Below are 24,027 nucleotides of genomic sequence, written 5' to 3' on the forward strand. Positions count from 1 at the left end.
ACACATCTGTCGCGTTGGGTGCACCTTGATGGAACTCGGTCCGGAAGCCGTCGGGTAACGCCGTGAGCCGGATCCGGCGGTGATCGAATGCCGAGTCGCCGAGCCGGATCCGTGGTGCCGGAAGTGCGGTTCGGAGGGCGTGGTGCGCGACACTCCCCGGGCATCCGGCACCCGTGGACGGGCTCGCGGCGGCCGGTCCGGTATACGAGACCGATCACGGATTGCTTGACTCGCCGTCGTCGCCTTGCTGCAATCGTGGACATGCAGACGCGACTGGATCTCACACGGCGACGCCATGTCGACCTCGCCCGTGTCTCCAGCGCCTCTTGTTGCTGCGTCACGGCCCGCTGACGGGCCGAATCCCCGCACCACCGGCCCCTCGGGGGTTCCGGGTCCGGGGATTTCCTTTGTTGCCGGCGCGTGAACAATTCCGCGCCGTTCCCCCATGGTTGCGCGCCTGAATTCGGCCGTCCCCCATGTTCGTTCCGCCTGCACGAATGCATCGAGATGACGCAGCGGCAGTCGGCTCACCCACTCCCCGAAGGAATTCCCATGGCCACCGTCCTGTCCGTCTCCGGCAGTCCCTCCGCGACCTCCCGCACCGGCCGTCTGCTGCGCCATCTGGACGCACGACTGGCCCTCCAGGGCCATGAAGTGCTCCCGCTCGACGTCCGCACCGTCCCGGCGGAGGCGCTGTTGGGCGCCGACTTCCAGCATCCGGCCATCGTTGCGGCTGCCGAACTCTTCGCGCGCGCCGACGGAGTGGTCATCGGAACACCGGTCTACAAGGCCTCGTACTCGGGGGTGCTCAAGGCGCTGCTCGATCTGCTGCCGCAGTACGCCCTCACCGGCAAGACCGTGCTGCCCCTCGCGACGGGCGGCACCACCGCACACGTCCTGGCCATCGACTACGCCCTGCGGCCGGTGCTGAGTTCGATGGGCGCGGCCCATGTCGTCCAGGGCTGGTTCACGCTCGACAAGGACATCACCGTCCAGGAGGACGGCGGACTCGCCATCGCGCCGCACGCGTCCGAGGCGCTCGACCACGTCGTCGACCAGTTCTCGTCGGCGCTCGGCCGGACCGCCGTGCTCGCGGCGGCCGGCTGACGACTCCTGCGACCGAGGACCCGACGACGACACCGAACGGAGACCCGTGTCCCTCACCTTTCACTGGTTCCTGCCCACCAGCGGCGACAGCCGCCATGTCGTGGGTGGCGGGCACGGCGCGCCCGCCGGCGCCGCCAGTGCCGACCGTCCACCGACGATCGGCTATCTCTCCCAGATCGCCCGTGCCGCCGAGGACCTCGGCTTCACCGGCGCTCTGACGCCGACGGGCGCATGGTGCGAGGACGCCTGGCTCACCACGGCGATGATCAGCCGCGAGACGGAGCGGCTGAAGTTCCTGGTCGCCTTCCGTCCCGGCTTCGTCTCCCCGACGCTCGCCGCGCAGATGGCCTCCACCTATCAACGGCAGTCGGGCGGCAGGCTGCTGCTCAATGTCGTGACCGGTGGGGAGAGCCATGAGCAGCGGGCGTACGGCGACTATCTGGACAAGGACGCCCGTTACGCACGCACGGGTGAATTCCTGCACATCGTGCGGGACTTGTGGGCCGGCAGGTCGGTCACACTGGACGGCGAGCACCTTCGGGTGACGGACGCGAAGCTGGCCCAGCTGCCGGATCCCGTCCCTCCCGTGTACTTCGGCGGCTCGTCGGCCACCGCGGGCACCGTGGCCGCTCGCCACGCGGATGTGTATCTGACGTGGGGTGAGCCGCCTGCCGCGGTGGCGGAGAAGATCGGCTGGATCCGGCGGCTCGCGGCACGCGAGGGCCGCACGGTGCGATTCGGCATCAGGCTGCATGTCATCACCCGGGACACCTCGGACCAGGCCTGGGCCGAGGCGGGCCGGCTTCTCGCCGGTTTCGATCCGGCGACCGTGCGCGCCGTTCAGGACGGGCTGGCACGCAGCGAGTCGGAGGGACAGCGGCGGATGCTCGCGCTGCACGGCGGCCGACGCGACGAACTGGAGATCTCGCCGGGCCTGTGGGCGGGTATCGGTCTGGTCCGCGGTGGTGCCGGTACGGCGCTGGTCGGCAGCCATGACGAGGTCGCCGACCGGATCGAGGAGTACCGGGCCCTCGGCATCGAGGAGTTCGTGCTGTCCGGCTATCCGCACTTGGAGGAGGCCTACTGGTTCGGCGAGGGGGTGCTGCCGCGTCTGCGGTCGCGCGGTCTGTGGGCCCATCCGCAGGCACCTGCCGCACCGGTGCTCTCCCAGGTGCCGTTCGCGACGGCCGGGGGCCGTTGAAGCGGAGGGCGGTCGACGCCCCGGCCCGTCAGACCGGGGCGGGGGCGGGGGCGCAGGAGTCCGTGTCGCGGATCTCGTGGAGGTGCAACTCCACCCAGCTGCGCAGCTGACCGATGGGTTCGGCGACACCGCGGCCCAGCGGGGTGAGGGCGTACTCGACGTGCAGCGGTACGGCCGGGTAGACGGTCCGCTCGACGAAGCCGTTCGCCTCCAGTTTCCGCAGGGTGTTGGTCAGCACCTTGGGGCTGACTCCCTGGAGCCGCCGCTGCAGTGCGCCGAAGCGCTGCGGGCCCTCCTCCAGGGCGCCGATCGCGAGGGCCGACCACTTGCCCGCGAGCAGGTCCAGGATGTCCCGGCACGGACACAGGGACGCGTACACATCGTGGTCCGCATGCTGGCCCGTGGTGCAGGGTATGGGCATGGACAATCTCCTCGGTAAGGCTGTGACCTCAATACTTCCTGAGGGATAGTAGACGCCCTTGCGGGATACCACTACCCCGTGGGTAGCTTTCCGGTGTTATCGATCAGCCCGCCGGGGTCGTGCGCCCGCACCCCCGGAACCTCTCGCAGGAGATGTACATGACCAGCAGCCCGACCATGCGCGCGATCACCCAGGACACCTTCGGAGGTCCGGATGTTCTGCGCCTCGCCGACGTGGCACGGCCGGAGCCTCTGCCCACCGAGGTCCTGGTGCGCGTGCACGCGGCCGGTGTGAACCCGGTGGACTGGAAGACGCGGGAGGGCGGCGGCATGGCCGGCGTCCTCGGTGAGCCGCCGTTCATCCTGGGATGGGACGTCTCGGGCGTCGTGGAGGCGGTCGGCTTCGGTGTCCACACCCTGGAGGTCGGCGACGAGGTGTACGGCATGCCGTGGTTCCCGCGCCAGGCCGGGGCGTACGCCGAGTATGTGACGGCCCCGGCACGGCAGTTCGTGCGCAAGCCGTCGACGATCGGCCACGACCTGGCGGCCGCCGTGCCGCTGGCCGGGCTGACCGCCTGGCAGGCGCTGGTCGACGCCGCGGGGGTCGAGCCGGGGCAGCGGGTGCTGATCCACGCGGCGGCGGGCGGCGTGGGCCACTTCGCCGTGCAGTTCGCCAAGCACCTCGGCGCGTATGTGATCGGCACCGCGCGCGAGGCGAAGCACGAGTGGCTGCGCTCGCTCGGAGCGGACGAGCTCGTCGACTACACCGCGGTCCGGTTCGAGGACGCGGTGAAGGACGTGGACGTCGTCATCGATCTGATCGGCGACGGCGTGGAGGAGACCAGCACCCGGTCGCTGGCGACCCTGCGCCCCGGCGGGACGCTGGTCGCCGTGCCGTCGGGCGTCTCCCCCGAACTGGTCGCCGCGGCCGAGGCCCGGGGCCTGGTGGCGAAGCCGTACCTGGTGGAGCCGGACGGCCCCTCGCTCGCCCGCATCGCCGCACTGATCGACGAGGGCACGGTCCGGGTGGAGGTCGAGGACGTGCTGCCGCTGGCGGAGGCCGCCGAGGCGCACCGCCGGGGCGAGCAGGGCCGCACCCGCGGCAAGCTCGTACTGAACGTGGCCGGCTGACCGCGGTTCCCGACGGGCTCAGAGCAGGGCCAGTCTGCCGACCAGCTTGCCGACCTGGTTGCGCGGCCCGACGAAGCTGACGGCGAGGTAGGTCAGGTCCTCCCTCTTCGTGCCGGCCAGCTGGTCGAGGTACGCGTCGTAGACGCGTGAGGTCTGTGCGGCTTCGGGCATGTCGGCGACGAAGAAGCCCTCCTTACCGACGGCCTTCTCGCGCAGTTCCCGGACGGTCGCGGCGTCCGCGGCGAGCACGGAGCAACCCGCCCAGGGCAGACCCGCGTGCGGGGTGCCGGAGCCGTCGTGGCCGTCGCTGCCGAGGAGATCGGGCAGGGCCTTGCCCACCGCCGCGGCCATACAGGCCGCGGCGTTCGCCGCCCTCCCGGCGGGAAGGTCCTCGTCGACGACGACGACCCATTTCAGCGGCGCCTGCCGGGTCGGGATGTCGGTGCGGACGTCGGTCCGGGGCAGCCGAGCGGCTGCCGCGTCATGGTGATCGGTCATACCGTGAAACGCTAGGCACTCATCCGTACTCTAGGGAGTCCTGCCGAACGTCATCAGGCAAAGGAGAGTATTCATGGAACTTGATGCGCTCGACTGGGCTCTTCTGCGGGAGCTGCAGCACGATGCACGGCAGACGAACCGCGATCTGGCGGCCAAGACCGGTGTATCCCCCTCCACCTCCCTGGAACGGGTCAAGTCGCTGCGCGAGCGTGGCGTCATCGGCGGATACCACGCGGCGCTCGACCTGTCGGCGGTCGGACGGCCGGTGCAGGCCCTGATCTCGGTCCGGATCAGACCGCCGTCCCGGCCGGTCATCGAGGGGTTCCGCGAATGGGCGGCCCAACTGCCGGAGACCATCGGCCTGTTCGTCACATCGGGGCCGTTCGACTTCCTCATCCATGTCGCCGTCCCCGATGTGAACGGCCTGTACGCCTTCGTCATCGACCGGCTCACCGAGCGCCGGGAGGTCGCGGACGTGCAGTCGACCATGGTGTACGAGCATGTGCAGTCCCGCGCCATCACCGCTCCGGCGGCACGGCGCCGGACGGGGTGACCCCGGGTCTCCTGATGCGTTCGGAGCTGCCCGGGCTCCTGATGCGGCGCTCCCGGATGCCGGCTGCCGTCAGCGATGCCCGCGAACAGCGGGGCGGTCACTCACCGCCCCGCCAGGCGTGCACCTCCTCGGCTGCCGCGGAGCTGCCCCAGGTCCAGTCGGCGACCTCGGGCAGGTCGGTGCCGTGCTCGCGGATCCAGTCGTGGTGGCGGCTGCGCACGTCGGCCATCGCCTGGCGCAGCGCGATGAGCCGGACGGAGAGCCCCGGCACGCGGTCCACGACGTCCATCACCAGCCGGTAGCGGTCCAGGTCGTTGCGGACGACCATGTCGAACGGCGTGGTGGTGGTGCCTTCCTCCTTGTAGCCGCGGACATGGAGGTGGGCGTGGCCCGCGCGGCGGTAGGCGAGGCGGTGGATCAGCCAGGGGTAGCCGTGGTACGCGAAGATGACCGGCCGGTCCCGGGTGAACAGGGCGTCGTACTCGGGGTCCGTCATGCCGTGCGGGTGTTCCTCGTGCGGCATCAGCCGTGCCATGTCGACGACGTTGACCACCCGTACGGACAGCTCGGGGGCGTGGCGGCGCAGCAGTTCCGCCGCCGCCAGCGTCTCCTGGGTCGGTACGTCGCCCGCACACGCGAGCACCACGTCGGGTTCGCGGGTGCCGTCCTCCGTGCCCGCCCACGGCCACGCTCCGGCGCCGCGCGCGCAGTGAGCGCGGGCCTCCTCCAGGCTGAGCCAGTCGAAGGTGGGCTGCTTGCCGGCGACGATGACGTTGACGTACTCCCGGCTGCGCAGGGCGTGGTCGGCCACCGACAGCAAGGTGTTGGCGTCCGGCGGGAGGTAGACGCGCACGACTTCGGGGCTCTTGTTGAGGACGTGGTCGACGAAGCCCGGGTCCTGGTGCGAGAAGCCGTTGTGGTCCTGCCGCCAGACGTGCGAGGTCAGCAGGTAGTTCAGCGAGGCGATGGGCCGGCGCCAGGTCAGTCTGCGGGAGGTCCTGAGCCATTTGATGTGCTGGTTGACCATGGAGTCGACGATGTGGGCGAAGGCCTCGTAGCTGGAGAAGAGGCCGTGGCGGCCGGTCAGCAGGTAGCCCTCGAGCCAGCCCTGGCACAGATGCTCGGACAGCACCTCCATCACCCGCCCGTCGCGGGCGAGATGCTCGTCGGTGGCGTACACCTCGGCCTGCCAGGCCTTGTCGGTGACGTCGTACAGGGCGCCGAGACGGTTGGACTCGGTCTCGTCGGGGCCGACGACGCGGAAGTCCCGTCGCTCGGCGGTCGCCCGCATCACATCGGCCAGCAGGGTGCCGAGCACCCGAGTGGGCTCGTGGAGCGTGGTGCCGCGCTTGTCGACGGCGACGGCATGCTCTTCGAGGGCGGGCAACGGCAGTTCGCGGACGAGGAGTCCGCCGTTGGCGTGGGGTGTCGCGCCGAGCCGCCGCGCGCCGCCCGGGACGCAGGCGAGGACCTGCGGCACGGGCCGGCCCCCGGTGTCGAACAGCTCCTCGGGGCGGTAGGAGCGCAGCCAGCGTTCGAGGTGCCGCAGATGCTCGGGGTTCTCCCGGACACCGGACAGCGGCACTTGGTGGGCGCGCCAGGTGTTCTCGACCGGCAGGCCGTCGACTTCCGCGGGTCCGGTCCAGCCCTTGGGCGTACGCAGGACGATCATCGGCCAGTGGGGACGCTCCCGCACGCCGTCCCTGCGGGCGGTGCGCTGGATCTCCTCGATGCGGTTCAGGGCCTTGTCCATCGCCGCCGCCATGGCGCGGTGCACGGTCGCGGGGTCGTCGCCGGTGACATGGAGGGGTTCGTGGCCGTAGCCGCGCAGCAGTTCGTCCAGCTCGGCCTCCGGCAGCCGGGCGAGGACGGTGGGGTTGGCGATCTTGTAGCCGTTGAGATGCAGGACGGGGAGGACGGCACCGTCGTGGACGGGGTCGAGGAACTTGTTGGAGTGCCAGGACGCGGCGAGCGGCCCGGTCTCCGCCTCTCCGTCGCCGATCACGCACGTCACGAGCAGGTGCGGATTGTCGAAGGCCGCACCGTAGGCATGGGTGAGCGAGTAACCGAGCTCGCCACCCTCGTGGATGGATCCCGGCGTCTCGGGGGCGACATGGCTGGGCACCCCGCCGGGGAAGGAGAACTGCCGGAACAGCCGTGCCATCCCTTCCGCGTCACGGCTCACGTCGGGGTACGTCTCGGAGTAGGTGCCCTCCAGCCACGAGTTGGCGAGGACGGCCGGACCGCCGTGGCCCGGGCCCCAGACGCAGAGCGCGTCCAGGCCGCGGGCCTTGATCACCCGGTTGAGGTGGGTGTGGACGAGGTTCAGCCCGGGTGAGGTGCCCCAGTGACCGAGCAGCCGCGGCTTGATGTGCTCGGGGCGCAGGGGCTCCGTGAGCAGCGCGTTGGCCATGAGGTAGATCTGGCCGACGGCGAGGTAGTTGGCTGCCCGCCAGTGGGCGTCCAGGGCAGCCAGTTCCGTGTCGCCGAGGCCTTCCGGGTCGGGTGCGGTGGCGTCGTCCATGGGTGAGGGCTCCTGTCGGCGTCAGCTCGCGCGGTCGGGTGCTGCGCCGTGCCAGATCGTGGTGATGTTGCAGAACTCGCGGATGCCGTGGTCGGAGAGCTCCCTGCCGTAGCCGGAGCGCTTGGCACCCCCGAAGGGCAGTGCGGGGTGGGAGGCGGTCATGCCGTTGAAGAAGACGCCACCCGCCTCGATGTCCCGCTCGAACCGGCGCACATCGCTCGCGTCCCGGGTCCAGGCGTTGGAACTCAGGCCGAACGGGGTGTCGTTGGCGAGCGCGACGGCTTCCTCCGCGTCGGCCACCCGGTAGACGGTGGCCACCGGGCCGAACGCCTCCTCGCGGTGGATGCGCATCTCCTCGGTCACATCCGCCAGGACGGTGGGTTCGTAGAACCAGCCGCGGTCCTGCCCCTTGGGGCGCCCACCGCCGCACAGCGCGGTCGCGCCGCGCTCCAGCGCGTCGTCGACGAGCTCCTCGACGTCGGCGCGCCCCTGCTCGGTGGCGAGCGGGCCGACCTGCACGGACTCGTCCATCGGGTTGCCGACGGTGAGTTCGCGCATCCTGCCGGTGAAGCGTTCCACGAAGGCGTCGTAGACGTCGGTGTGCACGATGAAGCGCTTGGCGGCGATGCAGGACTGCCCGTTGTTCTGCACCCGGGCCGTCACGGCCGTGGCCGCGGCACGGTCGATGTCGGCGGACGGCATCACGATGAACGGGTCGCTGCCGCCGAGCTCCAGAACGGTCTTCTTCACCTCGTCGCCGGCGATGGCGGCCACCGAGCGGCCTGCGGGCTCACTGCCGGTCAGCGTCGCCGCGGCCACCCGGTTGTCGCGCAGGATGCCCTCCACGGCGCCGGAACCGACCAGCAGGGTCTGGAAGCACCCCTCGGGGTAGCCCGCGCGGAGGAAGAGATCCTCCATGTACAGCGCGGTCTGCGGGACGTTGGAGGCGTGCTTGAGCAGTCCGACGTTGCCGGCCATCAGAGCCGGGGCGGCGAACCGCATGACCTGCCAGAGCGGGAAGTTCCAGGGCATGACGGCGAGCACGACACCGAGCGGCCGGTAGCGGACGACGACCCGGGAGGCGCCGGAGTCCTGCACATCGGCGGCGTCGGGATGCTCGTCGGCGAGGAGCTTCTCGGCGTGGGAGGCGTACCAGCGCATCGCCTTGGCACACTTCGCCGCCTCGGCTCGGGCCGCCGCGATGGGTTTGCCCATCTCGGTGGTCATCGTGCGGGCGATCTCCTCCTCGTCGTCGCCGAGCAGATCGGCGGCTCGGTCCAGGAGCTGCGCGCGGCGGCCGAAGTCGGTGAGTCGGTGTTCGGCGAAAGCGCTCCTGGCGAGCGCGAGACGCCGTTCGATCTCATCGGCTCCGAGCGCGTCGAAGGTCCTGAGCGTCTCACCCGTGGCCGGGTCGACCGTGGCGATGGGCATGGGCACTGTCCTCCTCGAACTCGGTTCTTCGGCACAGGCGCGCCTCGGGCCGTCCGGTACTGCGGACGGACAGCCTCCCGGCGGGGCGTCCGTCAGCTGCCGCCGCTGGACAGCCGCAGCTGTACGTCCTTCTCCTGGTCGCCCGCCGCCATGCCCTGCTCCTGCACGGTGAAGGCGGAGGCGAGGGTCTCCTGGATCCGGTCGACGGCCCAGTAGCCGCCCTGGATCTCGGCCTCGACGGGCTCGGACAGCTGTACGGGCCCGGAGGCCGTGTGCGTACCGGAGACGTCGAAGGTCGCCGTCCACACGGTCGCGTGATCGCCCGACACGTACTGGGGCGCGTCCCCGTCATCGCGATCGGACGCGTGCGACTGTCCCAGCGCCCGGAAGACCTTGTCGGCATCCTCCTTGGCGCATCCGGTGATGCTCACCACGACAGGTGTGGTGCTCTGATCGGCACTGTTCACCGTGATTCCTCGCTCTCCGTGCGGTGTTCGCGCCGGCCCGCCGAGGGCCGACCGGGTAGGGGTTCATCGGTGGGGGCGCGATGCCTGAGGCGGCGAACCCGAAGCGTGTGGGGCCGGGATGGCGTGAGGCCGCCGACGGTGGGCGGCTGCTGCGGCACGGCTGCGCGGGGCGGGCGATGCGGCGCCGGCGGTGCCGGCCGAAGCCGTCGACCGTCGCGGTCACCGAGAGCGAGACGGCTGCCCGAAAGGGGGCCCGCGCCGGCCGAGCCGCCGAGGACGAGGAGTGCGGCGCTGTCGCGCGCCGACCGGGCGGGAGCCTCGATCAGGGCCCGGCCTCTGCCGAGCGGATCCGATCCCGTGAGCCGCCGGAACACGGCCCGGCTGCGGGTCGGCTCGAACACGCCCATCGGATTCCTCTCGCTTTCCTCTTCCTCCGGTGCGGCTGTGGATGCGGGCCCGGAGGGGTGGCGCCCCTCCAGGCTCGCCCGTCTCGGCGCTGGGTGCGAGCCGGGTCAGCCGGATGGCTCGTCGGGGACCGGCTGCTCGGGGTGAACGGAGCCGCTGCGCGGCTCTCCGGTCCGGCCCGCCCCCGACTCGTCCGCGTCCGGCAGGCTCTGATCGGGCTTGTCGTCGTCGCCCTTGCCGCTCCGGCCGCCCTCCTCGTCCTCCGTCTCATCGGATGAGGAGCGAGGGATGTCCAGCGCGTCCTCACCGCCCAGGTCCTGCTGGTCGGGAGGGTCGCGGGGTACGGGCTGGTCGGGCTCGTGATCGCTCTGCACAGGATCCTCTTGCCGACGGTCCGTCATGGTCGTTCCTTTCTGCCGGGCTCAGCAGCCGGCCTGTCGCACGGTCAGCGGGCGGCGGCCTGCCGGACGGTCCGCATCGCCCGCTCGCAGCAGGCAGCGGCCGCGGTACACCGATCACGCGTCTCGCGTGCCCGAGCGGCTCCATCCGTGCCCGGGTCGGTGCCGCCGACGGACGTGAGGAACTCCGGGCCCTCGGTCACCCGGACCGCACGGCGCTGCCCCTCCATCGTGTCCCCGCCGCCCGGCCCGGGCGCGTGGTGTCGCGGTGGCCTGCGCATGTGCTCAACTCCTTCTCGTCCTCGGCACCTCACTGCGCCCGCCGGGTACCCGGATGCCCACGGAATAACGGCCGGACAAGAAAACGTTCACTCTGCACATACTTGGCTCACCAGTGCACACCCCAGGTTCGCCCGGCAGGGGCCGGGCGAACACCGCTGTCCCCCGTACCTGGCGCAAGCCGTTCGGACCCATTCAGCCCCGGAGGCCGCCCGCATGCCGCACACGACAACCGAAGAGCCGGTCGGGGCACAGCCGGGCGGAGGACTGCCCGGTACAGGGGGGCGGGGCATCCGTGGCGTCGTGCCCGTTCTCGCGTTCGCCGGCATCACCGTCGCGGTCATGCAGACCCTGCTCGTGCCCGTCATCAAGGATCTGCCGGTCCTGCTGAGCACCAGCCCTGCCAACGCGACCTGGGTGATGACGGCCACCCTGCTGGCCGGGGCGGTGTCGACCCCGATCATGGGACGGCTCGGTGACCTCTACGGCAAGCGACGGATGCTGCTCGCCAGCCTCGCCGTGATGGTCGTCGGCTCGCTGATCTGCGGTTTCACCGACGACCTGGTGACGATGATCGTCGGCCGCGCCCTCCAGGGCTTCGCCATGGGTGCGATACCGCTGGGGATCGGCATCATGCGCGACGAGTTGCCGCGGGAGCGGCTCGGCTCGGCGATGGCCCTGATGAGCTCGTCGATCGGCGTGGGCGGCGGTCTCGCCCTCCCCGCAGCGGCTCTCGTCGCCGAGCACACCGACTGGCACACGCTGTTCTTCGCCTCGGCGGGCCTCGGTCTGCTGTCGATGCTGCTCACCGTGCTGGTGGTGCCGGAGTCCTCGCTGCGCGCCAAGGGCGGTTTCGACCTGGTGGGGGCCCTCGGGCTGAGCGCGGGCCTGGTCTCCCTGCTGCTCCCGATCACCAAGGGCGGCGACTGGGGCTGGGGCTCCCCGACGACGCTGGGTCTGTTCGGCGTCGCGGTGGCCGTGCTGCTCACCTGGGGCGTGTGGGAGCTGCGCAGCTCCGCGCCGCTGGTGGATCTGCGGACCACCGCTCGTCGCGAGGTCCTGCTCACCAATCTGGCGTCGATCATGGTCGGCGTCGCGTTCTACGCCGTCTCGCTGGTCCTTCCCCAACTGCTCCAGCTGCCGGAGTCGACCGGCTACGGTCTCGGCCGCTCCATGGTGGTGGCCGGACTCTGCGTCGCGCCGCTGGGTCTGACGATGATGTTCGTCGCCCCCCTCTACGCACGGATCTCCGCCCGTCGCGGGCCCAAGGCGACCCTGCTGCTCGGCATGCTGATCATCGCGATCGGCTACGGCGCCGGCCTCGGCCTGATGAGTGCCGCCTGGCAGACCGTCGTCATCTCCGTCGTGCTCGGCGCCGGCATCGGTCTCGCGTACTCCTCCCTGCCCGCCCTGATCATCGGCGCGGTCGATCCGTCCGAGACGGGCGCGGCGAACGGCCTGAACACGCTGATGCGGTCGATCGGCACGTCCGTGTCGAGCGCCGTGATCGGCATGGTGCTCGCGCACACCGCCGTCCCGATGGGTGATGTGCTCGTGCCGAGCATGAACGGCTTCCGGATCTCGTTCCTGATCGCCACCGGCGCGGTGCTCGCCGGGCTGGTGCTGGCCGCGTTCCTGCCCTCACAGAAGACGTCGGGGCGGCTCACCCTGCGTGCCCGCAGCGACGAGCCGGGCGCCGTGCCCGCGCTCGACGGCGAGGCCGCTGCCTTTGATGCCGGGGCCGCGGACGTACGGGGTTCTCAGACCGCCACGCGCGGTGCCGCGGGCGGGTGAGGCCGCCGCCGTACCCAGACGAGCAGCACGACCGAGGCGACGGCGGCCAGCGCACACCAGGTGGAGACGAACTCCTCCCGCCACAGCAGGAGGCACACCACCGCGCCCACCCCCGCCACGATGCCGAGCAGCCGCAGTGCCGGGTCCCGGGCGAGGAGCAGCGCTCCGACGGTGGCCAGCAGATAGCCGGCGATGATCAGCGGCGAGCGCGGCAGATCGAGGAGATAGCCGACGGTGTGGCCGCGGATCTCGGCGGTGACCGTCCGCGTGGCCAGGCAGAAGGAGAGAACCGCGGCGGTGGCGAGGCCGGCCGCGAGGGGGACGACGAGCCTCTTGCGCACCTCGGCGGGCTCGGCGAGCAGGACTCCGAGCGGGACCCACAGCGGCAGCAGCGGCAGAGCGATGGCGGCCCAGGCGTCGGTGGCCGCACCCGACCCGCCACCGCTGCGCCAGACGAGTGACTCGATGATCTGGTGCGCCCCGAGGAGCAGGGGCAGCGCGGCCAGCGGCAGATCACGGACCCGGCGGACCCCGGCCACGCAGAGCACGCCGATCGCGGCGATGCCGGTGCCCGCCACCAGGTCCGCCGTCGCACTCCAGCACATGGGGTAGGTGTTACCCGAGGCGCACGGATTCGTACCCGCGAACCACCCAGCGCGTGGTAATTTCGGTATACCCGTTGTATGCAATCAAGTGGGGGTAGCCGTGGCGTCGGGCCGGGACAAGGCGTACGCATATCTGAAGGACCATGTCCTCACCGATCCCGACATGCAGGGCACCTTCCTCTCGGAGCAGGACCTCGCCGACCGCATCGGGGTCTCCCGCACTCCCATCCGGGAGGCGCTGCTGCTGCTCGCCGCCGAGGACCTGGTGCGCCTGGTGCCCAAGCGCGGCGCACAGGTCGTGCCGCTGACGGGTCGTGAGATCACCGAACTGATGGAGCTGCGCGGGATCGTCGAACGGTACGCGGCCGAGCAGCTCATCTCGCGCGGTGGTACGCCGATGCGGGAGCTGACCGAAATCCTGGAGCGCCAGCGGACGTTGAGCACGCCCGACCAGGCCAGGGACTTCATCGCCGTGGACCATCTCTTCCACGCCACGATCGTCTCGGCGGTGGGCAACGCGCTGCTGGACCGGCACTACGACGGGCTGCGCAGCCGGCAGATCCGGGCGGGCGTGGTGGCCCTGTTCAACCAGCACGGCCGCCAGGCGGCGGTGCTGGAGGAGCACCATGCGATCCTCTCGGCGATCGCCTCCGGTGACGCCGAAGCGGCGTGCACCGCGATCGACAGCCACCTGGAGACGACACTCAAGGTGCTTCTCGCGGGCTAGGGAGTGTCGACCCAGGTCGTGCGTGCGGGGCCTGATCCCGAAGGACCGGCCCCGCTCCCGCCTGCGGCGACCGCGCAGGGCCGGCCCTAAGCGCGCAGCCTGCGGTTGGCCAGGACCGGAATGGACCGGCGTACCGCCGCGACCTCGTCGGGGTCGATGTCCGCCACGAGCAGACCCGGTCCCGCCTCGAGCCGCTGCCGTACGGTCCCGTCCGGGCCGACGACCGCGCTGTAGCCGATCCCGGTCGGCGCCTTCGAGGTCACCGTCGCGCCGGACGCCACCGGGTCCGCCTGGCCCACCGCTGCGACCCACAGGGTGGCGTCGAGCGCCCGGGCGCGGGTGAGCAGTTCCCACTGGTCGCGCTTGCCGGGGCCGTCTCCCCACGACGCGGGCAGCAGGGTGAGTACGGCTCCGGCGTCGGCGTGCGCCCGGAACAGTTCGGGGAACCGGACGTCGTAGCAGGTGGCCAGTCCGACGCGGATGCCGTCGATGTCGATCGTGACCACCTCCGATCCGGCGGCGACAGTGTCGGACTCGGCGAAGCCGAAGGCGTCGTACAGGTGGATCTTGTCGTAGGCGGCCTCGACGCCGGCGCCGGTGGCCAGCAGGGTGTTGGTCACCTTTCCGTCGGCGGCCGGGGTGAACATCCCGGCGACCACCACCAGTCCGGCCTCCTCGGCGATCCGCCGGACCTCGGTGGCCCACGGCCCGTCGAGCGGTTCGGCGAGCGGGCCGAGGCGGGTTCCGAAGCAGGCCATCGCGGCCTCGGGGAAGACGACGACACGTGCGCCGGACTCCGCCGCGCGGTGAGCCTGTTCCCGCAGAACGGCGAGGTTCTGTGCCGGGTCGGGGCCGGTGGTGATCTGGCTCAGGGCGATGCGCATGGGGTCCTTTCCGGGGGGTGCTGAGGTCAGCCGGCGGTGGTCGTGGCCCGCGCGCCGATGGCCGGTTCGGCGTGCTCCGTGGTCACCGGTGTGTCCTCGTCGTCGGTGCCGTCGCGGCCGAGGAGGAGTCCGGTGACGGTGACGGCGGCGGTCACCGCGACGTACAGGGCCAGCGGGATCCAGCTGTCGTAGGCGTCGAGCAGCGCGGTGAACAGCAGGGGCGCGACGGCGCCGCCGATCACGCCGGCGAGGGTGTAGGCGAGCGACGAGCCGGTGTAGCGCAGGCGGGGGGTGAACTGCTCGGCGATGAAGGCCGCCTGCGGACCGTACATGAGTGAGTGGAGCGCGAGCGCGACGACCACTCCGACCACGAGCAGCGGCCAGCTGCCGCCGCCGATCATGGGGAAGAAGAGGAACGGCCAGATACCGGCGGCCGCGGCGGACACGCCGTACACCAGACGGCGGTTGATGCGGTCCGAGAGCGCTCCGGCGAGCGGGATCAGGGCGACCTGGAGCGAGGAGCCGATGAGGACGGCGGCGAGGGCCGAGCCGCGCGACATGCCGAGTTCTCCGGTCGCGTAGGTCAGCACGAAGACGGTGAAGAGCGCGTAGAGCACGTCGGGGGCGACGCGGCTGAGGATCGCCGCGGCCAGGGCGCGGGGATGGGTCGCGAAGACCTCCTTGATGGGCGCCTCCGGGCGGGTCTGCTCGGCCTCCATCGCCTTGAAGACCGGCGTCTCCTCCAGCTTGGCCCGGATCCACAGACCGAAGCCGACCAGGACTCCGGAGAGCAGGAAGGCCACGCGCCAGCCCCAGGACAGGAACTGGTCCTCGGTGAGCAGGACACCGAGGGCGGCGAGCACACCGTTGGCCAGCAGGTTTCCGGCCGGGGGGCCGATCTGGGCGGCCGAGGCGTAGAACCCGCGCTTGCGCGGATCGCCGAACTCGCTGGACAGCAGTACGGCGCCGCCCCACTCGCCGCCGACGCCGACGCCCTGGGCGAACCGCAGCAGCACCAGCACGATCGGGGCCGTCACGCCGATCGTGGCGTACGTCGGCAGAAGACCGATCAGCAGGGTCGCGGCGCCGATCAGGACAAGGGTCGCGATCAGGACCTTCTTGCGGCCGATGACGTCTCCGAGCCGGCCGAAGACGAAGCCGCCGAGCGGGCGGGAGACATAGCCGACCGCGTAGGTGGAGAAGGCCAGCAGCGTCCCGGTCGTGGCGTCACCCGACGGGAAGAAGAGGTCGCCGAAGACCAGGGCCGCCGCCGCGGAGTAGATGGCGAAGTCGTACCACTCCAGGGCGGTACCGGTGAGGCTGGCGAAGAAGGCGCGGCGGACCGCCGACCTGCCGCCCCGGGGCTTGTCGATGCTGGTGCTGGTGCGCTTCACGGTTTCCGTCCTTGTGCGAGGGCGTGATGTCGACCTTCCGGCATACTTCTTGTATACAGGTCGTATGCGCAACCCCTTGGCGCACATTCATCCGCTTCGCTTCCCCCGGTACGGAGAAATCATGGCCCTGCTGAGCTTCGAACTTCCCGACGGATCGACCCGGCAGGTCGACGTCGTCCAGGTGCTGAACGCCGGATACGCCGGCCGCAGCCAGGACGACGTGGCGGCCCATGTGGCCGAGCTCGCCGAGCTGGGCGTGCCCGCCCCCTCGACGACCCCGGCGCTGTACCCGGTCTCCGCCTACCTGGCCCAGCAGACCGGACAGGTGGGCGCACAGCACGGGCGCACCTCCGGTGAGGCGGAGTGGGCGCTCGTCGTCGACCGTGACGGTGAGCTGCTGCTGACCGCCGCGTGCGACCACACCGACCGCGAGCTCGAGGTGCACGGCGTGGCCTGGAGCAAGAACGCGGGCCCCGACGTCCTCGCCCGGCGCGCCTGGCGGCTGGCCGACGTCGAGGACCGGCTCGACACGCTGACCCTGCGTGCCTGGGTGACCCACGACGGCGACGAGCTCCTCATCCAGAACGGGACGCTGGCCGAGCTGCTGACGCCGGCCTACTGGGCGGACGTGCTGCGCGGACGCGGCGATCTGATTCCCGGCACGGTGCTGATCTCGGGCACGATCCCGATGCGCGAGGGCGTCGACCAGTTCGCCGGCCGCTGGCGCGTGGAGCTGGGCGACCCGGCCACCGGCCAGGTCATCGACCTCGCGTACGACGTGGTGCCCCTGCCGGTGCCGATCGGCTGAGCAGGCCGTCGCTCGCGCCGCGGCCGGTCCCGTCCCGTCCTGTCCTGTCCGGGGCGAGCGCCCACGCGCGGCTCACGATTCGCGCCGAGATCGTCGTCGCCTCCGGAGAGGTGGTCTGCCGGGGGCGCTTCTGGTGGAGTGTCCGCCGTACGCGGGCGACGCGCCGGCGGACCCCGGCGGCAGAGCACCGTCCCCCACGGGTCGGTCAGGAAACCTCGCCCTTCGGGGGTTCGTGCAGCCCGAAGGGCGAGCCCTGGTCGTCGTGGCAGAACGTGAACCGGCCGAAGCGGGCGACCGTCTCCTCGTCGCCGGCGACATCGAAGTCGTCGACGCTGCCCCCGAGTTCGGCGACCCTCGCCAGGGCGGTCCGCATGTCGTCGACGCGGAAGAAGAGGTACGGGCCGGCGCCGGGGTCGCTGCCGTGCACACCGCCCGGGACGTCCGGGGTGCGGATGGCGTAGCCGCCGCCCTCCGTCGTGCCCTCCTCGAAGGACCAGCCGAAGAGTCCGCCGTAGAACGCACGGGCCTGGGCGGGGTCGCCGACGCCCAGTTCGAAGAAGGAGATCTCACCGGTCATAGCGGGCTTCCGCCTTCCTGTGACTGTGCCGTCCACGCTACGGCCGTCGCCGGACCCGCGCACCCGGCTGTCCACCGTCCGCGGCGCGCCGCCCCCCTTCCCCGGCTCGGCCGGCCTGCGACCGTGACAGGAGGCGCGCGCGGGGGACGTTCCCGCACGTCGAACGGCCCGCGGAAATAGGGCATCGCCCGGGAAGGATCAAGAGCGACCGGGAGAGTGCAAGGTCACAGCCTTCTCCTCTGCTGCACAGTTGTGTGCTTGACCTAGCATCTGAGCATGACGGTCCTCCCCGATGACGGGTTCTCACTGGCCGCCGAATTCCCGGATGCCACCCACGAGCAGTGGCAGCAACTGGTCGCCGGCGTGCTGCGCAAGGCAGGCAAGGACACCGCGGACACGGCGGCAGAGGACGCGCTGTCCACAGCCATCGAGGACGGGATCTCCACCCGGCCTCTGTACACCGCGGGCGACGGCGCGTACGACAGCGCCGGCCTTCCCGGCTTCGCCCCCTTCACCCGGGGCGGCAGGCCCGAGGGCGGCGCGGTGTCCGGCTGGGACGTGCGCCAGCGGCACGACCGCCCGGATCCGGAGCGTACGAACGAGGCCGTCCTCGCGGACCTGGAGAACGGGGTCACCTCTCTCTGGCTCACCGTCGGGCCGGCCGGTGTTCCGGTCTCGGGCATGGCGACGGCCCTGAAGGACGTCTACCTCGACCTCGCTCCCGTCGTACTCGACGCCGGCGCCGAATTCGACGGGGCGGCGCGGGAGTTGCTGCGCATCCACGAAGAGCGCGGACTCGCGCCCGAGGCAGCGCTGGGCAACCTCGGCGCCGACCCCCTCGGGCATGCCGCGCGCACCGGTGCGTACGACGACCTCGCCGGGCACACCGCCGCGGCCGTCGAACTCGCGCGGCTGTGCCACACCTCCCGGCCGGGGCTGCGCGCCCTGACCGTCGACGCGCTGCCGTACCACGGGGCCGGCGCGTCCGCCGCGCAGGAACTCGGCTGCTCGCTGGCGACCGGTGTCGCCCTGCTGCGGGACCTCACCGCCGCCGGGCTCTCCGTCGAAGCCGCCTGCGGTCAGCTGGAGTTCCGGTACGCGGCCACCGCCGACCAGTTCCTCACCGTCGCCAAGCTCCGCGCGGCGCGCCGGGTGTGGGCGCGCGTCGCCGAGGCCTGCGGGGCCGGTTCCGCGGGCGCGCAACGCCAGCACGCGGTGACGTCGCCGGTGATGATGACCCGGCGCGACCCGTGGGTGAACATGCTGCGCACCACCGTCGCCTCGCTCGCCGCCGGCGTCGGCGGTGCCGACGCGGTGACCGTGCTCCCCTTCGACCACGCGCTCGGCCTCCCCGACGCGTTCGCCCGCCGTATCGCGCGCAACACCTCGACCATCCTCGTCGAGGAGTCGCACGTGGGCCGCGTGATCGACCCGGCAGGCGGCTCCTGGTACGTGGAGCAGCTCACCGACGAGGTCGCGCAGGCCGCATGGGCCTGGTTCCAGGAGATCGAGCGGGCCGGCGGGCTGCCCGCCGCGCTGCGCTCCGGCCTGGTGGCCGAGCGCATCGCTGCGACCTGGGAGAGCCGCAGCGCCTCGCTGGCCAGGCGCCGCGAACCGGTCACGGGCGTCAGCGAGTTCCCGCTGCTCGCCCAGGCACCGGTGGAGCGCGACCCGGCGCCCGCCGCGCCCTCCGGCGGACTTCCCACGGTGCGCCGCGACGAGGCGTTCGAGGCGCTGCGGGCCCGCTCGGACGCGCATCTGGCCGCCACCGGCGCCCGGCCGCGTGTCTTCGTCGCGGCCATCGGCCCGGCGGCCGCCCACACCGCGCGGGTGAGCTTCGCCGCCAACCTCTTCCAGGCCGGCGGCATCGAACCGGTGCACGACCCGGTGTCGGTCGACGCGGCCTCGGCCGCCGGGGCGTTCACCGCGAGCGGGGCGCAGATCGCCTGCGTCTGCTCCAGCGACAACCTCTACGCCGAGCACGCGGTGCCGGTGGCCGAGGCGCTCAAGGCGGCCGGCGCGCGGCTTGTCCTCCTCGCCGGACGTCCCGGCGAACAGCGTGAGACGTACGAACGGGCCGGAGTCGACGAGTTCGTCGTCGCGGGCGGCGACGCGGTCGCCGTCCTCACCTCCGTCCTCGACCGGATCGGAGTGGCGTGATGCGGATCCCGGACTTCACGGAGATCGAACTCGGGGCCGGCGGCACATCGCAGGTCTCCGAGGACCAGTGGCGTACGGCAGTGAAGGAGTCGACCGGCAAGGGCGACACCGACCTGGTGTGGGACACCCCCGAGGGCATTCCCGTCAAGCCGCTCTACACCGGCGGGGATCTGGCGGGGCTGGACTTCCTCGGCACCTACCCGGGCGTCGCGCCGTATCTGCGGGGCCCGTACCCGACGATGTACGTCAACCAGCCGTGGACGATCCGTCAGTACGCCGGGTTCTCCACCGCGGAGGAGTCCAACGCCTTCTACCGGCGCAATCTCGCCGCCGGGCAGAAGGGTCTCTCGGTCGCCTTCGACCTGCCGACCCACCGCGGCTACGACAGCGACCACCCCCGGGTGACGGGCGATGTCGGCATGGCCGGTGTGGCCATCGACTCGATCTACGACATGCGCCAGTTGTTCGACGGCATCCCGCTGGACAGGATGAGCGTGTCGATGACCATGAACGGTGCCGTGCTGCCCGTTCTGGCGCTCTACATCGTGGCCGCCGAGGAACAGGGCGTACCGCCCGAGAAGCTGGCCGGGACCATTCAGAACGACATCCTCAAAGAGTTCATGGTCCGCAACACCTACATCTATCCGCCCCGGCCCTCGATGCGGATCATCTCGGACATCTTCGCGTACACCTCGCAGAAGATGCCTCGGTACAACTCCATCTCGATCTCCGGCTATCACATCCAGGAGGCAGGGGCCACGGCCGACCTGGAGCTCGCGTACACCCTCGCCGACGGCATGGAGTACCTGCGGGCGGGCATCGGCGCGGGTCTCGACGTCGACGCCTTCGCTCCCCGGCTGTCGTTCTTCTGGGCGATCGGCATGAACTTCTTCATGGAGGTCGCCAAGCTGCGGGCGGCGCGCCTGCTGTGGGCGAAGCTGGTCAAGACGTTCGACCCGAAGAACGCCAAGTCGCTCTCGCTGCGCACCCATTGCCAGACGTCGGGCTGGTCTCTGACAGCACAGGACGTCTTCAACAACGTCACGCGGACCTGTGTGGAGGCCATGGCGGCCACCCAGGGACACACCCAGTCGCTGCACACCAACGCGCTCGACGAGGCGCTGGCGCTGCCGACGGACTTCTCCGCGCGCATTGCCCGTAACACCCAGCTCCTGCTCCAGCAGGAGTCCGGGACCTGCCGGGTCATCGACCCGTGGGGCGGCAGCGCGTACGTCGAGAAGCTCACGCACGACCTCGCCCGGCGCGCCTGGCAGCACATCGAGGAGGTCGAGGCGGCCGGCGGCATGGCGCAGGCCATCGACGCGGGCATCCCCAAGCTGCGCGTCGAGGAGGCGGCCGCCCGTACGCAGGCCCGGATCGACTCGGGACGCCAGCCGGTCATCGGCGTCAACAAGTACCGCGTCGAGACCGATGAGGAGATCGACGTCCTCAAGGTCGACAACTCCTCGGTGCGCACCCAGCAGGTGGAGAAGCTGCGGCGGCTGCGCGCGGAGCGCGACGAGGGCGCCTGCCAGGACGCGCTGCGGGCGCTCACCGCGGCCGCCGAGTCCGGGCCGGGCGCGGGCCTGGAGGGCAATCTGCTGGCCCTGTCGGTCGACGCGGCGCGCGCCATGGCGACCGTCGGCGAGATCTCCGACGCCCTGGAGAAGGTCTACGGGCGCCACTCGGGGCAGATCCGTACGATCTCCGGTGTGTACCGAAACGAGGCCGGGACGTCACCGGCGGTGGAGCGGACCCGGACGCTGGTCGAGGAGTTCGAGGAGGCCGAGGGCCGTCGCCCGCGCATCCTGGTGGCCAAGATGGGCCAGGACGGGCACGACCGCGGCCAGAAGGTGATCGCGACGGCCTTCGCCGACCTCGGCTTCGACGTCGACGTGGGCCCGCTGTTCCAGACGCCGGGCGAGGTCGCCCGCCAGGCGGTGGAGGCGGACGTCCACATCGTCGGCGTCTCCTCGCTCGCCGCGGGCCATCTGACGCTGGTGCCCGCGCTGCGGGAGGAACTGGCCGCCGAGGGCCGCGAGGACATCATGATCGTGGTGGGCGGGGTGATCCCTCCACAGGACATCCCGACCCTGCTGGAGGCCGGCGCGGCAGCCGTGTTCCCGCCCGGCACGGTGATTCCCGACGCCGCGCAGGACCTGGTGAAGTCGCTGGGCGCCGCGCTCGGCCACGAGTTGTGAGCTCATGCCACCGACGATCGACATCGACAGTTACGTCAAGGGCGTACGTGAGGGGTCGCGGGCGTACATCGCGCGCGCCGTCACGCTCGTGGAGTCCACCCGCGCCGATCACCGGGCGCTGGCGCAACAGCTGCTCACCGAGCTGCTGCCGTACGCCGGCACGGCCCGGCGGGTGGGGATCAGCGGGGTGCCCGGGGTCGGCAAGTCCACCTTCATCGACGCGCTCGGGACGCTGCTGACCGGGCTCGGCCACCGGGTCGCGGTCCTCGCCGTCGATCCGTCGTCCAGCCGTACGGGCGGCTCGATCCTCGGCGACAAGACGCGGATGGAGCGGCTGTCGACGGACCCTGCGGCGTTCGTACGCCCCTCCCCCACCTCGGGCACGCTCGGCGGTGTCGCCAAGGCGACGCGCGAGACCATGATCGTGATGGAGGCGGCGGGCTACGACGTGGTGCTGGTCGAGACGGTCGGCGTGGGCCAGTCGGAGACGGCCGTGGCCAACATGGTGGACACCTTCCTGCTGCTCACCCTGGCCCGCACCGGCGACCAGCTCCAGGGCATCAAGAAGGGTGTACTGGAGCTGGCCGACGTGATCACGGTGAACAAGGCCGACGGACCCCACGAGCGGGACGCCCGCTCCGCGGCACGTGAACTCGCGGGCGCACTGCGGCTGATGCACCCCGCCGACGCGGCATGGACTCCCCCGGTGCTGTTCTGCAGCGCTCGTGAGGGCACGGGCCTGGACACGGTGTGGGAGCGGATCGAGCAGCACCGCTCGCTGCTGGACTCGACGGGGCGCCTCGCGGCCAAACGGCGTTCCCAGCAGATCGACTGGGCGTGGACGATGGTCCACGACGGGCTGCGCGACCGACTGCGCGCCCATCCCGAGGTACGTGCCCTCGCTCCCGGCCTCGAACAGCAGGTTCGCGAAGGCCAGTTGACGGCGGCGCTGGCGGCGGAACGTATCCTGGACGCGTTCTGGCGGCCGCAGCCGTAGAGGGCGTTTCGGCGCGGGCCGGGCGTCGTCGCTTGCGCGCGCCGAGCGGGGGTCGCGGACGCGGCGTGGTCTCGGCCGCCGGGCCGGAGCGGGGGTGTCGGTCGCCGGGCCCTCAGCGGTGGTGGCGACCCGGAGCAATGGCCCTGCGGCAGGAGGCTCCCGCCTCCCGCCGCGTCACCTCACCGCCCCGACGCCTCCGCGCCGCCCGCTTCTCCGACCTTGATGCCCGAGCCGACCACCCGGGCCTTGATGCCCTCCTTCTCCACCCTGATGTCCTGAAGACGCAACTCACGCAGCGACGCAGGCAGTTCGAAGGACAGGGAGAGCCGCTCCGAGAGCTCCGGCGGCTTGAGCGCGAGCAGGCCCTTGACCAGCGCGGGGTCGATGCCGAGCTTCTCCAGGAGCTCCGGGTGTGCGACCACCACGTCGACGAGGTTGACCTTCATCAGCTGCTCGGCGAACTTCGGGGCGCCCGTCAGCCGGTTCAGCTCCTTCTCGCTCGCCAGCGCCCGGCGCACCTGCGCGTCGCTGACACCGAGCCGTTCGACGATCGCCGGCACGGAGAGCAGCGCCTTGGCGCGTGCGGCCTCGCGGCTGATGAGGTCGGCCGTCTCGCGGTGCAGCCGCAGGCCGGAGTGTTCGGGGTCCTTGCCCGGCCGGTAGACGGCGACGCCCGGGATGTCGAGCTGCATGCCGTCGATGGTGGTGGTGAGGGCGCGGCCGTTGTCGCGGGTGAGACGGGCATGGGCCCGGACGTTCAGATCCTGCCCGGCGACGGCGAGTTCACCGTTGACCCGGACGGCGTCGTCGCCGCTCCCGGTGAACGTCACCTGGGAGGCTCCGAGTTCGCGATTGAGATCGTCGAAAGAGAGCAGGACCTCTCCGTCGAGGCGGCCGATGACCGCACCCTGGATGGAGGTGGGCGCGTCGCCGACGATGCGGACGTCTCGCACGCTGGCGCGTACCTCGGCGAGCGAGACACGGTCCGCGGAAACGTCCGGGACGGTGACGTCGACGCGGTCGACCCGGTCGTCGAGCACCTGGGTGAGGAACGGGAAGCCGTGGATGTCCACGTCCGGCCGCGTGGCGAGGCCGAGCGAATTCTGCAGCTTGTCGGCGGCCTTGCTCTGCGCGTACGCCTCGGCGAGCCGGTCGGCGAGCAGCAGGCAGACGGCGAACAGACCCGTGACCAGGACCAGCTTCACCAGGGCGGGCAGCGCTGCGAAGCGGCTCCTGCCGCGGTGGTTGGGCGGCTGCCAGTCGTCCTCGTCGTCGGTGTCGGACCGCAGTCCGAGCTCCAGCGGATCCCTCGGAACGTAGTCGGTGTAGTCGGGCTCCGGATCTGCCAGTTGGGCGAGTTCCTCGTACGGATTTCGCGAATGCGTCGATATGCGTGTGGGGGGTCGCATCGGCTCATCCCACCATGCGGGCCACCCTCGAACGCAAGTCCAACCGCCCATACGTAA

The 24,027-nt window shown here is 71.4% G+C and carries 22 protein-coding genes; 10 read left to right on the forward strand and 12 right to left on the reverse strand.

The features are described from left to right. Positions 1–552: 552 nt before the first annotated feature. Positions 553–1,107, forward strand: a complete 555-nt coding sequence (gene ssuE, locus ACQPWZ_RS04075) for an NADPH-dependent FMN reductase (protein WP_340471747.1) — start codon at positions 553–555, stop codon at positions 1,105–1,107. Between the two features lie 46 nt (positions 1,108–1,153). Further along, positions 1,154–2,308, forward strand: coding sequence for an LLM class flavin-dependent oxidoreductase (locus ACQPWZ_RS04080; protein ID WP_433570663.1), 1,155 nt, complete (start codon positions 1,154–1,156; stop codon positions 2,306–2,308). A 28-nt stretch (positions 2,309–2,336) separates the two neighbouring features. Here the strand turns inward: ACQPWZ_RS04080 and ACQPWZ_RS04085 are convergent, their stop codons facing one another. After that, entirely contained in the window at positions 2,337–2,729 is a 393-nt protein-coding gene (locus tag ACQPWZ_RS04085; protein WP_340471749.1) for a winged helix-turn-helix transcriptional regulator, read from the reverse strand. A 158-nt stretch (positions 2,730–2,887) separates the two neighbouring features. Here ACQPWZ_RS04085 and ACQPWZ_RS04090 point away from each other — a divergent pair, with 158 nt between their 5' ends. Next, entirely contained in the window at positions 2,888–3,859 is a 972-nt protein-coding gene (locus ACQPWZ_RS04090) for an NADP-dependent oxidoreductase (protein ID WP_340471750.1), read from the forward strand. A gap of 18 nt (positions 3,860–3,877) precedes the next feature. Here ACQPWZ_RS04090 and ACQPWZ_RS04095 read toward each other — a convergent pair whose 3' ends face one another. Next, positions 3,878–4,357 (reverse strand): DUF2000 domain-containing protein, encoded by a 480-nt coding sequence (locus ACQPWZ_RS04095; protein WP_433570664.1) that lies wholly within the window; start codon positions 4,355–4,357, stop codon positions 3,878–3,880. Between the two features lie 73 nt (positions 4,358–4,430). Between ACQPWZ_RS04095 and ACQPWZ_RS04100 the strand changes: the two genes are divergently transcribed. Then, positions 4,431–4,910 (forward strand): Lrp/AsnC family transcriptional regulator, encoded by a 480-nt coding sequence (locus ACQPWZ_RS04100; RefSeq protein ID WP_313947848.1) that lies wholly within the window; start codon positions 4,431–4,433, stop codon positions 4,908–4,910. A 97-nt stretch (positions 4,911–5,007) separates the two neighbouring features. Here the strand turns inward: ACQPWZ_RS04100 and ACQPWZ_RS04105 are convergent, their stop codons facing one another. The 5 genes from ACQPWZ_RS04105 to ACQPWZ_RS04125 all read right to left on the reverse strand — a co-directional run bounded on the left by ACQPWZ_RS04105 (position 5,008) and on the right by ACQPWZ_RS04125 (position 10,416). Next, positions 5,008–7,434, reverse strand: a complete 2,427-nt coding sequence (locus ACQPWZ_RS04105) for a phosphoketolase family protein (RefSeq protein ID WP_433570665.1) — start codon at positions 7,432–7,434, stop codon at positions 5,008–5,010. Between the two features lie 21 nt (positions 7,435–7,455). Continuing rightward, positions 7,456–8,865 (reverse strand): NADP-dependent succinic semialdehyde dehydrogenase, encoded by a 1,410-nt coding sequence (locus tag ACQPWZ_RS04110; protein ID WP_433570666.1) that lies wholly within the window; start codon positions 8,863–8,865, stop codon positions 7,456–7,458. A gap of 92 nt (positions 8,866–8,957) precedes the next feature. After that, positions 8,958–9,332, reverse strand: a complete 375-nt coding sequence (locus ACQPWZ_RS04115) for a hypothetical protein (protein WP_327685530.1) — start codon at positions 9,330–9,332, stop codon at positions 8,958–8,960. A 512-nt stretch (positions 9,333–9,844) separates the two neighbouring features. Continuing rightward, positions 9,845–10,138, reverse strand: a complete 294-nt coding sequence (locus tag ACQPWZ_RS04120; RefSeq protein WP_433570667.1) for a hypothetical protein — start codon at positions 10,136–10,138, stop codon at positions 9,845–9,847. A gap of 44 nt (positions 10,139–10,182) precedes the next feature. After that, positions 10,183–10,416 carry a hypothetical protein gene (locus ACQPWZ_RS04125; protein ID WP_433570668.1) on the reverse strand — a complete coding sequence of 78 codons (234 nt, stop codon included), beginning with the start codon at positions 10,414–10,416 and terminating at the stop codon, positions 10,183–10,185. A gap of 214 nt (positions 10,417–10,630) precedes the next feature. Here ACQPWZ_RS04125 and ACQPWZ_RS04130 point away from each other — a divergent pair, with 214 nt between their 5' ends. Then, the gene (locus ACQPWZ_RS04130; RefSeq protein WP_433570669.1) at positions 10,631–12,208 is read left to right on the forward strand and encodes an MFS transporter; all 1,578 of its coding nucleotides are present in this window, start codon (positions 10,631–10,633) and stop codon (positions 12,206–12,208) included. Here ACQPWZ_RS04130 and ACQPWZ_RS04135 read toward each other — a convergent pair. Next, entirely contained in the window at positions 12,175–12,813 is a 639-nt protein-coding gene (locus ACQPWZ_RS04135) for a DUF6629 family protein (RefSeq protein WP_433570670.1), read from the reverse strand. The genes ACQPWZ_RS04130 and ACQPWZ_RS04135 overlap by 34 nt on opposite strands. A 100-nt stretch (positions 12,814–12,913) precedes the next feature. On the opposite strand from ACQPWZ_RS04135, the gene ACQPWZ_RS04140 reads away from it, so the two are divergent. After that, on the forward strand, positions 12,914–13,540 hold the full coding sequence (locus ACQPWZ_RS04140) for a GntR family transcriptional regulator (protein ID WP_340471757.1): 627 nt from the start codon (positions 12,914–12,916) through the stop codon (positions 13,538–13,540). A gap of 86 nt (positions 13,541–13,626) precedes the next feature. Here the strand turns inward: ACQPWZ_RS04140 and ACQPWZ_RS04145 are convergent, their stop codons facing one another. Both ACQPWZ_RS04145 and ACQPWZ_RS04150 read right to left on the reverse strand, forming a co-directional pair. Continuing rightward, positions 13,627–14,424, reverse strand: a complete 798-nt coding sequence (locus ACQPWZ_RS04145) for a carbon-nitrogen hydrolase family protein (RefSeq protein WP_433570671.1) — start codon at positions 14,422–14,424, stop codon at positions 13,627–13,629. 26 nt (positions 14,425–14,450) lie between these two features. Beyond that, positions 14,451–15,818, reverse strand: coding sequence for an MFS transporter (locus tag ACQPWZ_RS04150; RefSeq protein WP_356702702.1), 1,368 nt, complete (start codon positions 15,816–15,818; stop codon positions 14,451–14,453). A 121-nt stretch (positions 15,819–15,939) separates the two neighbouring features. Between ACQPWZ_RS04150 and ACQPWZ_RS04155 the strand changes: the two genes are divergently transcribed. Beyond that, on the forward strand, positions 15,940–16,626 hold the full coding sequence (locus tag ACQPWZ_RS04155) for a DUF2848 domain-containing protein (protein WP_433570672.1): 687 nt from the start codon (positions 15,940–15,942) through the stop codon (positions 16,624–16,626). Between the two features lie 205 nt (positions 16,627–16,831). Here the strand turns inward: ACQPWZ_RS04155 and ACQPWZ_RS04160 are convergent, their stop codons facing one another. After that, positions 16,832–17,203 carry a VOC family protein gene (locus ACQPWZ_RS04160; RefSeq protein ID WP_340471761.1) on the reverse strand — a complete coding sequence of 124 codons (372 nt, stop codon included), beginning with the start codon at positions 17,201–17,203 and terminating at the stop codon, positions 16,832–16,834. 276 nt (positions 17,204–17,479) lie between these two features. Between ACQPWZ_RS04160 and ACQPWZ_RS04165 the strand changes: the two genes are divergently transcribed. From ACQPWZ_RS04165 to meaB, 3 genes are read left to right on the forward strand one after another with little or no spacing between them, the layout of a single operon-like run. Further along, positions 17,480–19,363, forward strand: coding sequence for a methylmalonyl-CoA mutase family protein (locus ACQPWZ_RS04165; RefSeq protein ID WP_433570673.1), 1,884 nt, complete (start codon positions 17,480–17,482; stop codon positions 19,361–19,363). Continuing rightward, the gene (scpA, locus tag ACQPWZ_RS04170; protein ID WP_433570674.1) at positions 19,363–21,564 is read left to right on the forward strand and encodes a methylmalonyl-CoA mutase; all 2,202 of its coding nucleotides are present in this window, start codon (positions 19,363–19,365) and stop codon (positions 21,562–21,564) included. Before ACQPWZ_RS04165 ends, scpA begins: the two co-directional genes overlap by 1 nt. 4 nt (positions 21,565–21,568) lie before the next feature. Next, entirely contained in the window at positions 21,569–22,561 is a 993-nt protein-coding gene (gene meaB / locus ACQPWZ_RS04175; protein WP_433570675.1) for a methylmalonyl Co-A mutase-associated GTPase MeaB, read from the forward strand. Positions 22,562–22,740: 179 nt separating this feature from the next. Here meaB and ACQPWZ_RS04180 read toward each other — a convergent pair whose 3' ends face one another. Beyond that, a complete protein-coding gene (locus ACQPWZ_RS04180) occupies positions 22,741–23,970 on the reverse strand; it encodes an LmeA family phospholipid-binding protein (protein WP_340471765.1) in 1,230 nt (409 codons plus the stop codon). Positions 23,971–24,027 lie beyond the last annotated feature (57 nt).

The sequence above is a fragment of the Streptomyces sp. CA-251247 genome, assembly GCF_050952975.1.
Lineage (GTDB): Bacteria > Actinomycetota > Actinomycetes > Streptomycetales > Streptomycetaceae > Streptomyces > Streptomyces achmelvichensis.

What these genes read in the sequence shown, in the direction of transcription:
- ssuE (WP_340471747.1), top strand. Translation starts at nt 553, where the DNA reads ATGGCCACCGTCCTGTCCGTCTCCGGCAGTCCCTCCGCGACCTCCCGC.
- ACQPWZ_RS04085 (WP_340471749.1), bottom strand. Translation starts at nt 2,729, where the DNA reads ATGCCCATACCCTGCACCACGGGCCAGCATGCGGACCACGATGTGTAC.
- ACQPWZ_RS04090 (WP_340471750.1), top strand. Translation starts at nt 2,888, where the DNA reads ATGACCAGCAGCCCGACCATGCGCGCGATCACCCAGGACACCTTCGGA.
- ACQPWZ_RS04095 (WP_433570664.1), bottom strand. Translation starts at nt 4,357, where the DNA reads ATGACCGATCACCATGACGCGGCAGCCGCTCGGCTGCCCCGGACCGAC.
- ACQPWZ_RS04100 (WP_313947848.1), top strand. Translation starts at nt 4,431, where the DNA reads ATGGAACTTGATGCGCTCGACTGGGCTCTTCTGCGGGAGCTGCAGCAC.
- ACQPWZ_RS04105 (WP_433570665.1), bottom strand. Translation starts at nt 7,434, where the DNA reads ATGGACGACGCCACCGCACCCGACCCGGAAGGCCTCGGCGACACGGAA.
- ACQPWZ_RS04110 (WP_433570666.1), bottom strand. Translation starts at nt 8,865, where the DNA reads ATGCCCATCGCCACGGTCGACCCGGCCACGGGTGAGACGCTCAGGACC.
- ACQPWZ_RS04120 (WP_433570667.1), bottom strand. Translation starts at nt 10,138, where the DNA reads ATGACGGACCGTCGGCAAGAGGATCCTGTGCAGAGCGATCACGAGCCC.
- ACQPWZ_RS04125 (WP_433570668.1), bottom strand. Translation starts at nt 10,416, where the DNA reads ATGCGCAGGCCACCGCGACACCACGCGCCCGGGCCGGGCGGCGGGGAC.
- ACQPWZ_RS04130 (WP_433570669.1), top strand. Translation starts at nt 10,631, where the DNA reads ATGCCGCACACGACAACCGAAGAGCCGGTCGGGGCACAGCCGGGCGGA.
- ACQPWZ_RS04135 (WP_433570670.1), bottom strand. Translation starts at nt 12,813, where the DNA reads ATGTGCTGGAGTGCGACGGCGGACCTGGTGGCGGGCACCGGCATCGCC.
- ACQPWZ_RS04145 (WP_433570671.1), bottom strand. Translation starts at nt 14,424, where the DNA reads ATGCGCATCGCCCTGAGCCAGATCACCACCGGCCCCGACCCGGCACAG.
- ACQPWZ_RS04155 (WP_433570672.1), top strand. Translation starts at nt 15,940, where the DNA reads ATGGCCCTGCTGAGCTTCGAACTTCCCGACGGATCGACCCGGCAGGTC.
- ACQPWZ_RS04160 (WP_340471761.1), bottom strand. Translation starts at nt 17,203, where the DNA reads ATGACCGGTGAGATCTCCTTCTTCGAACTGGGCGTCGGCGACCCCGCC.
- ACQPWZ_RS04165 (WP_433570673.1), top strand. Translation starts at nt 17,480, where the DNA reads ATGACGGTCCTCCCCGATGACGGGTTCTCACTGGCCGCCGAATTCCCG.
- scpA (WP_433570674.1), top strand. Translation starts at nt 19,363, where the DNA reads ATGCGGATCCCGGACTTCACGGAGATCGAACTCGGGGCCGGCGGCACA.
- meaB (WP_433570675.1), top strand. Translation starts at nt 21,569, where the DNA reads ATGCCACCGACGATCGACATCGACAGTTACGTCAAGGGCGTACGTGAG.
- ACQPWZ_RS04180 (WP_340471765.1), bottom strand. Translation starts at nt 23,970, where the DNA reads ATGCGACCCCCCACACGCATATCGACGCATTCGCGAAATCCGTACGAG.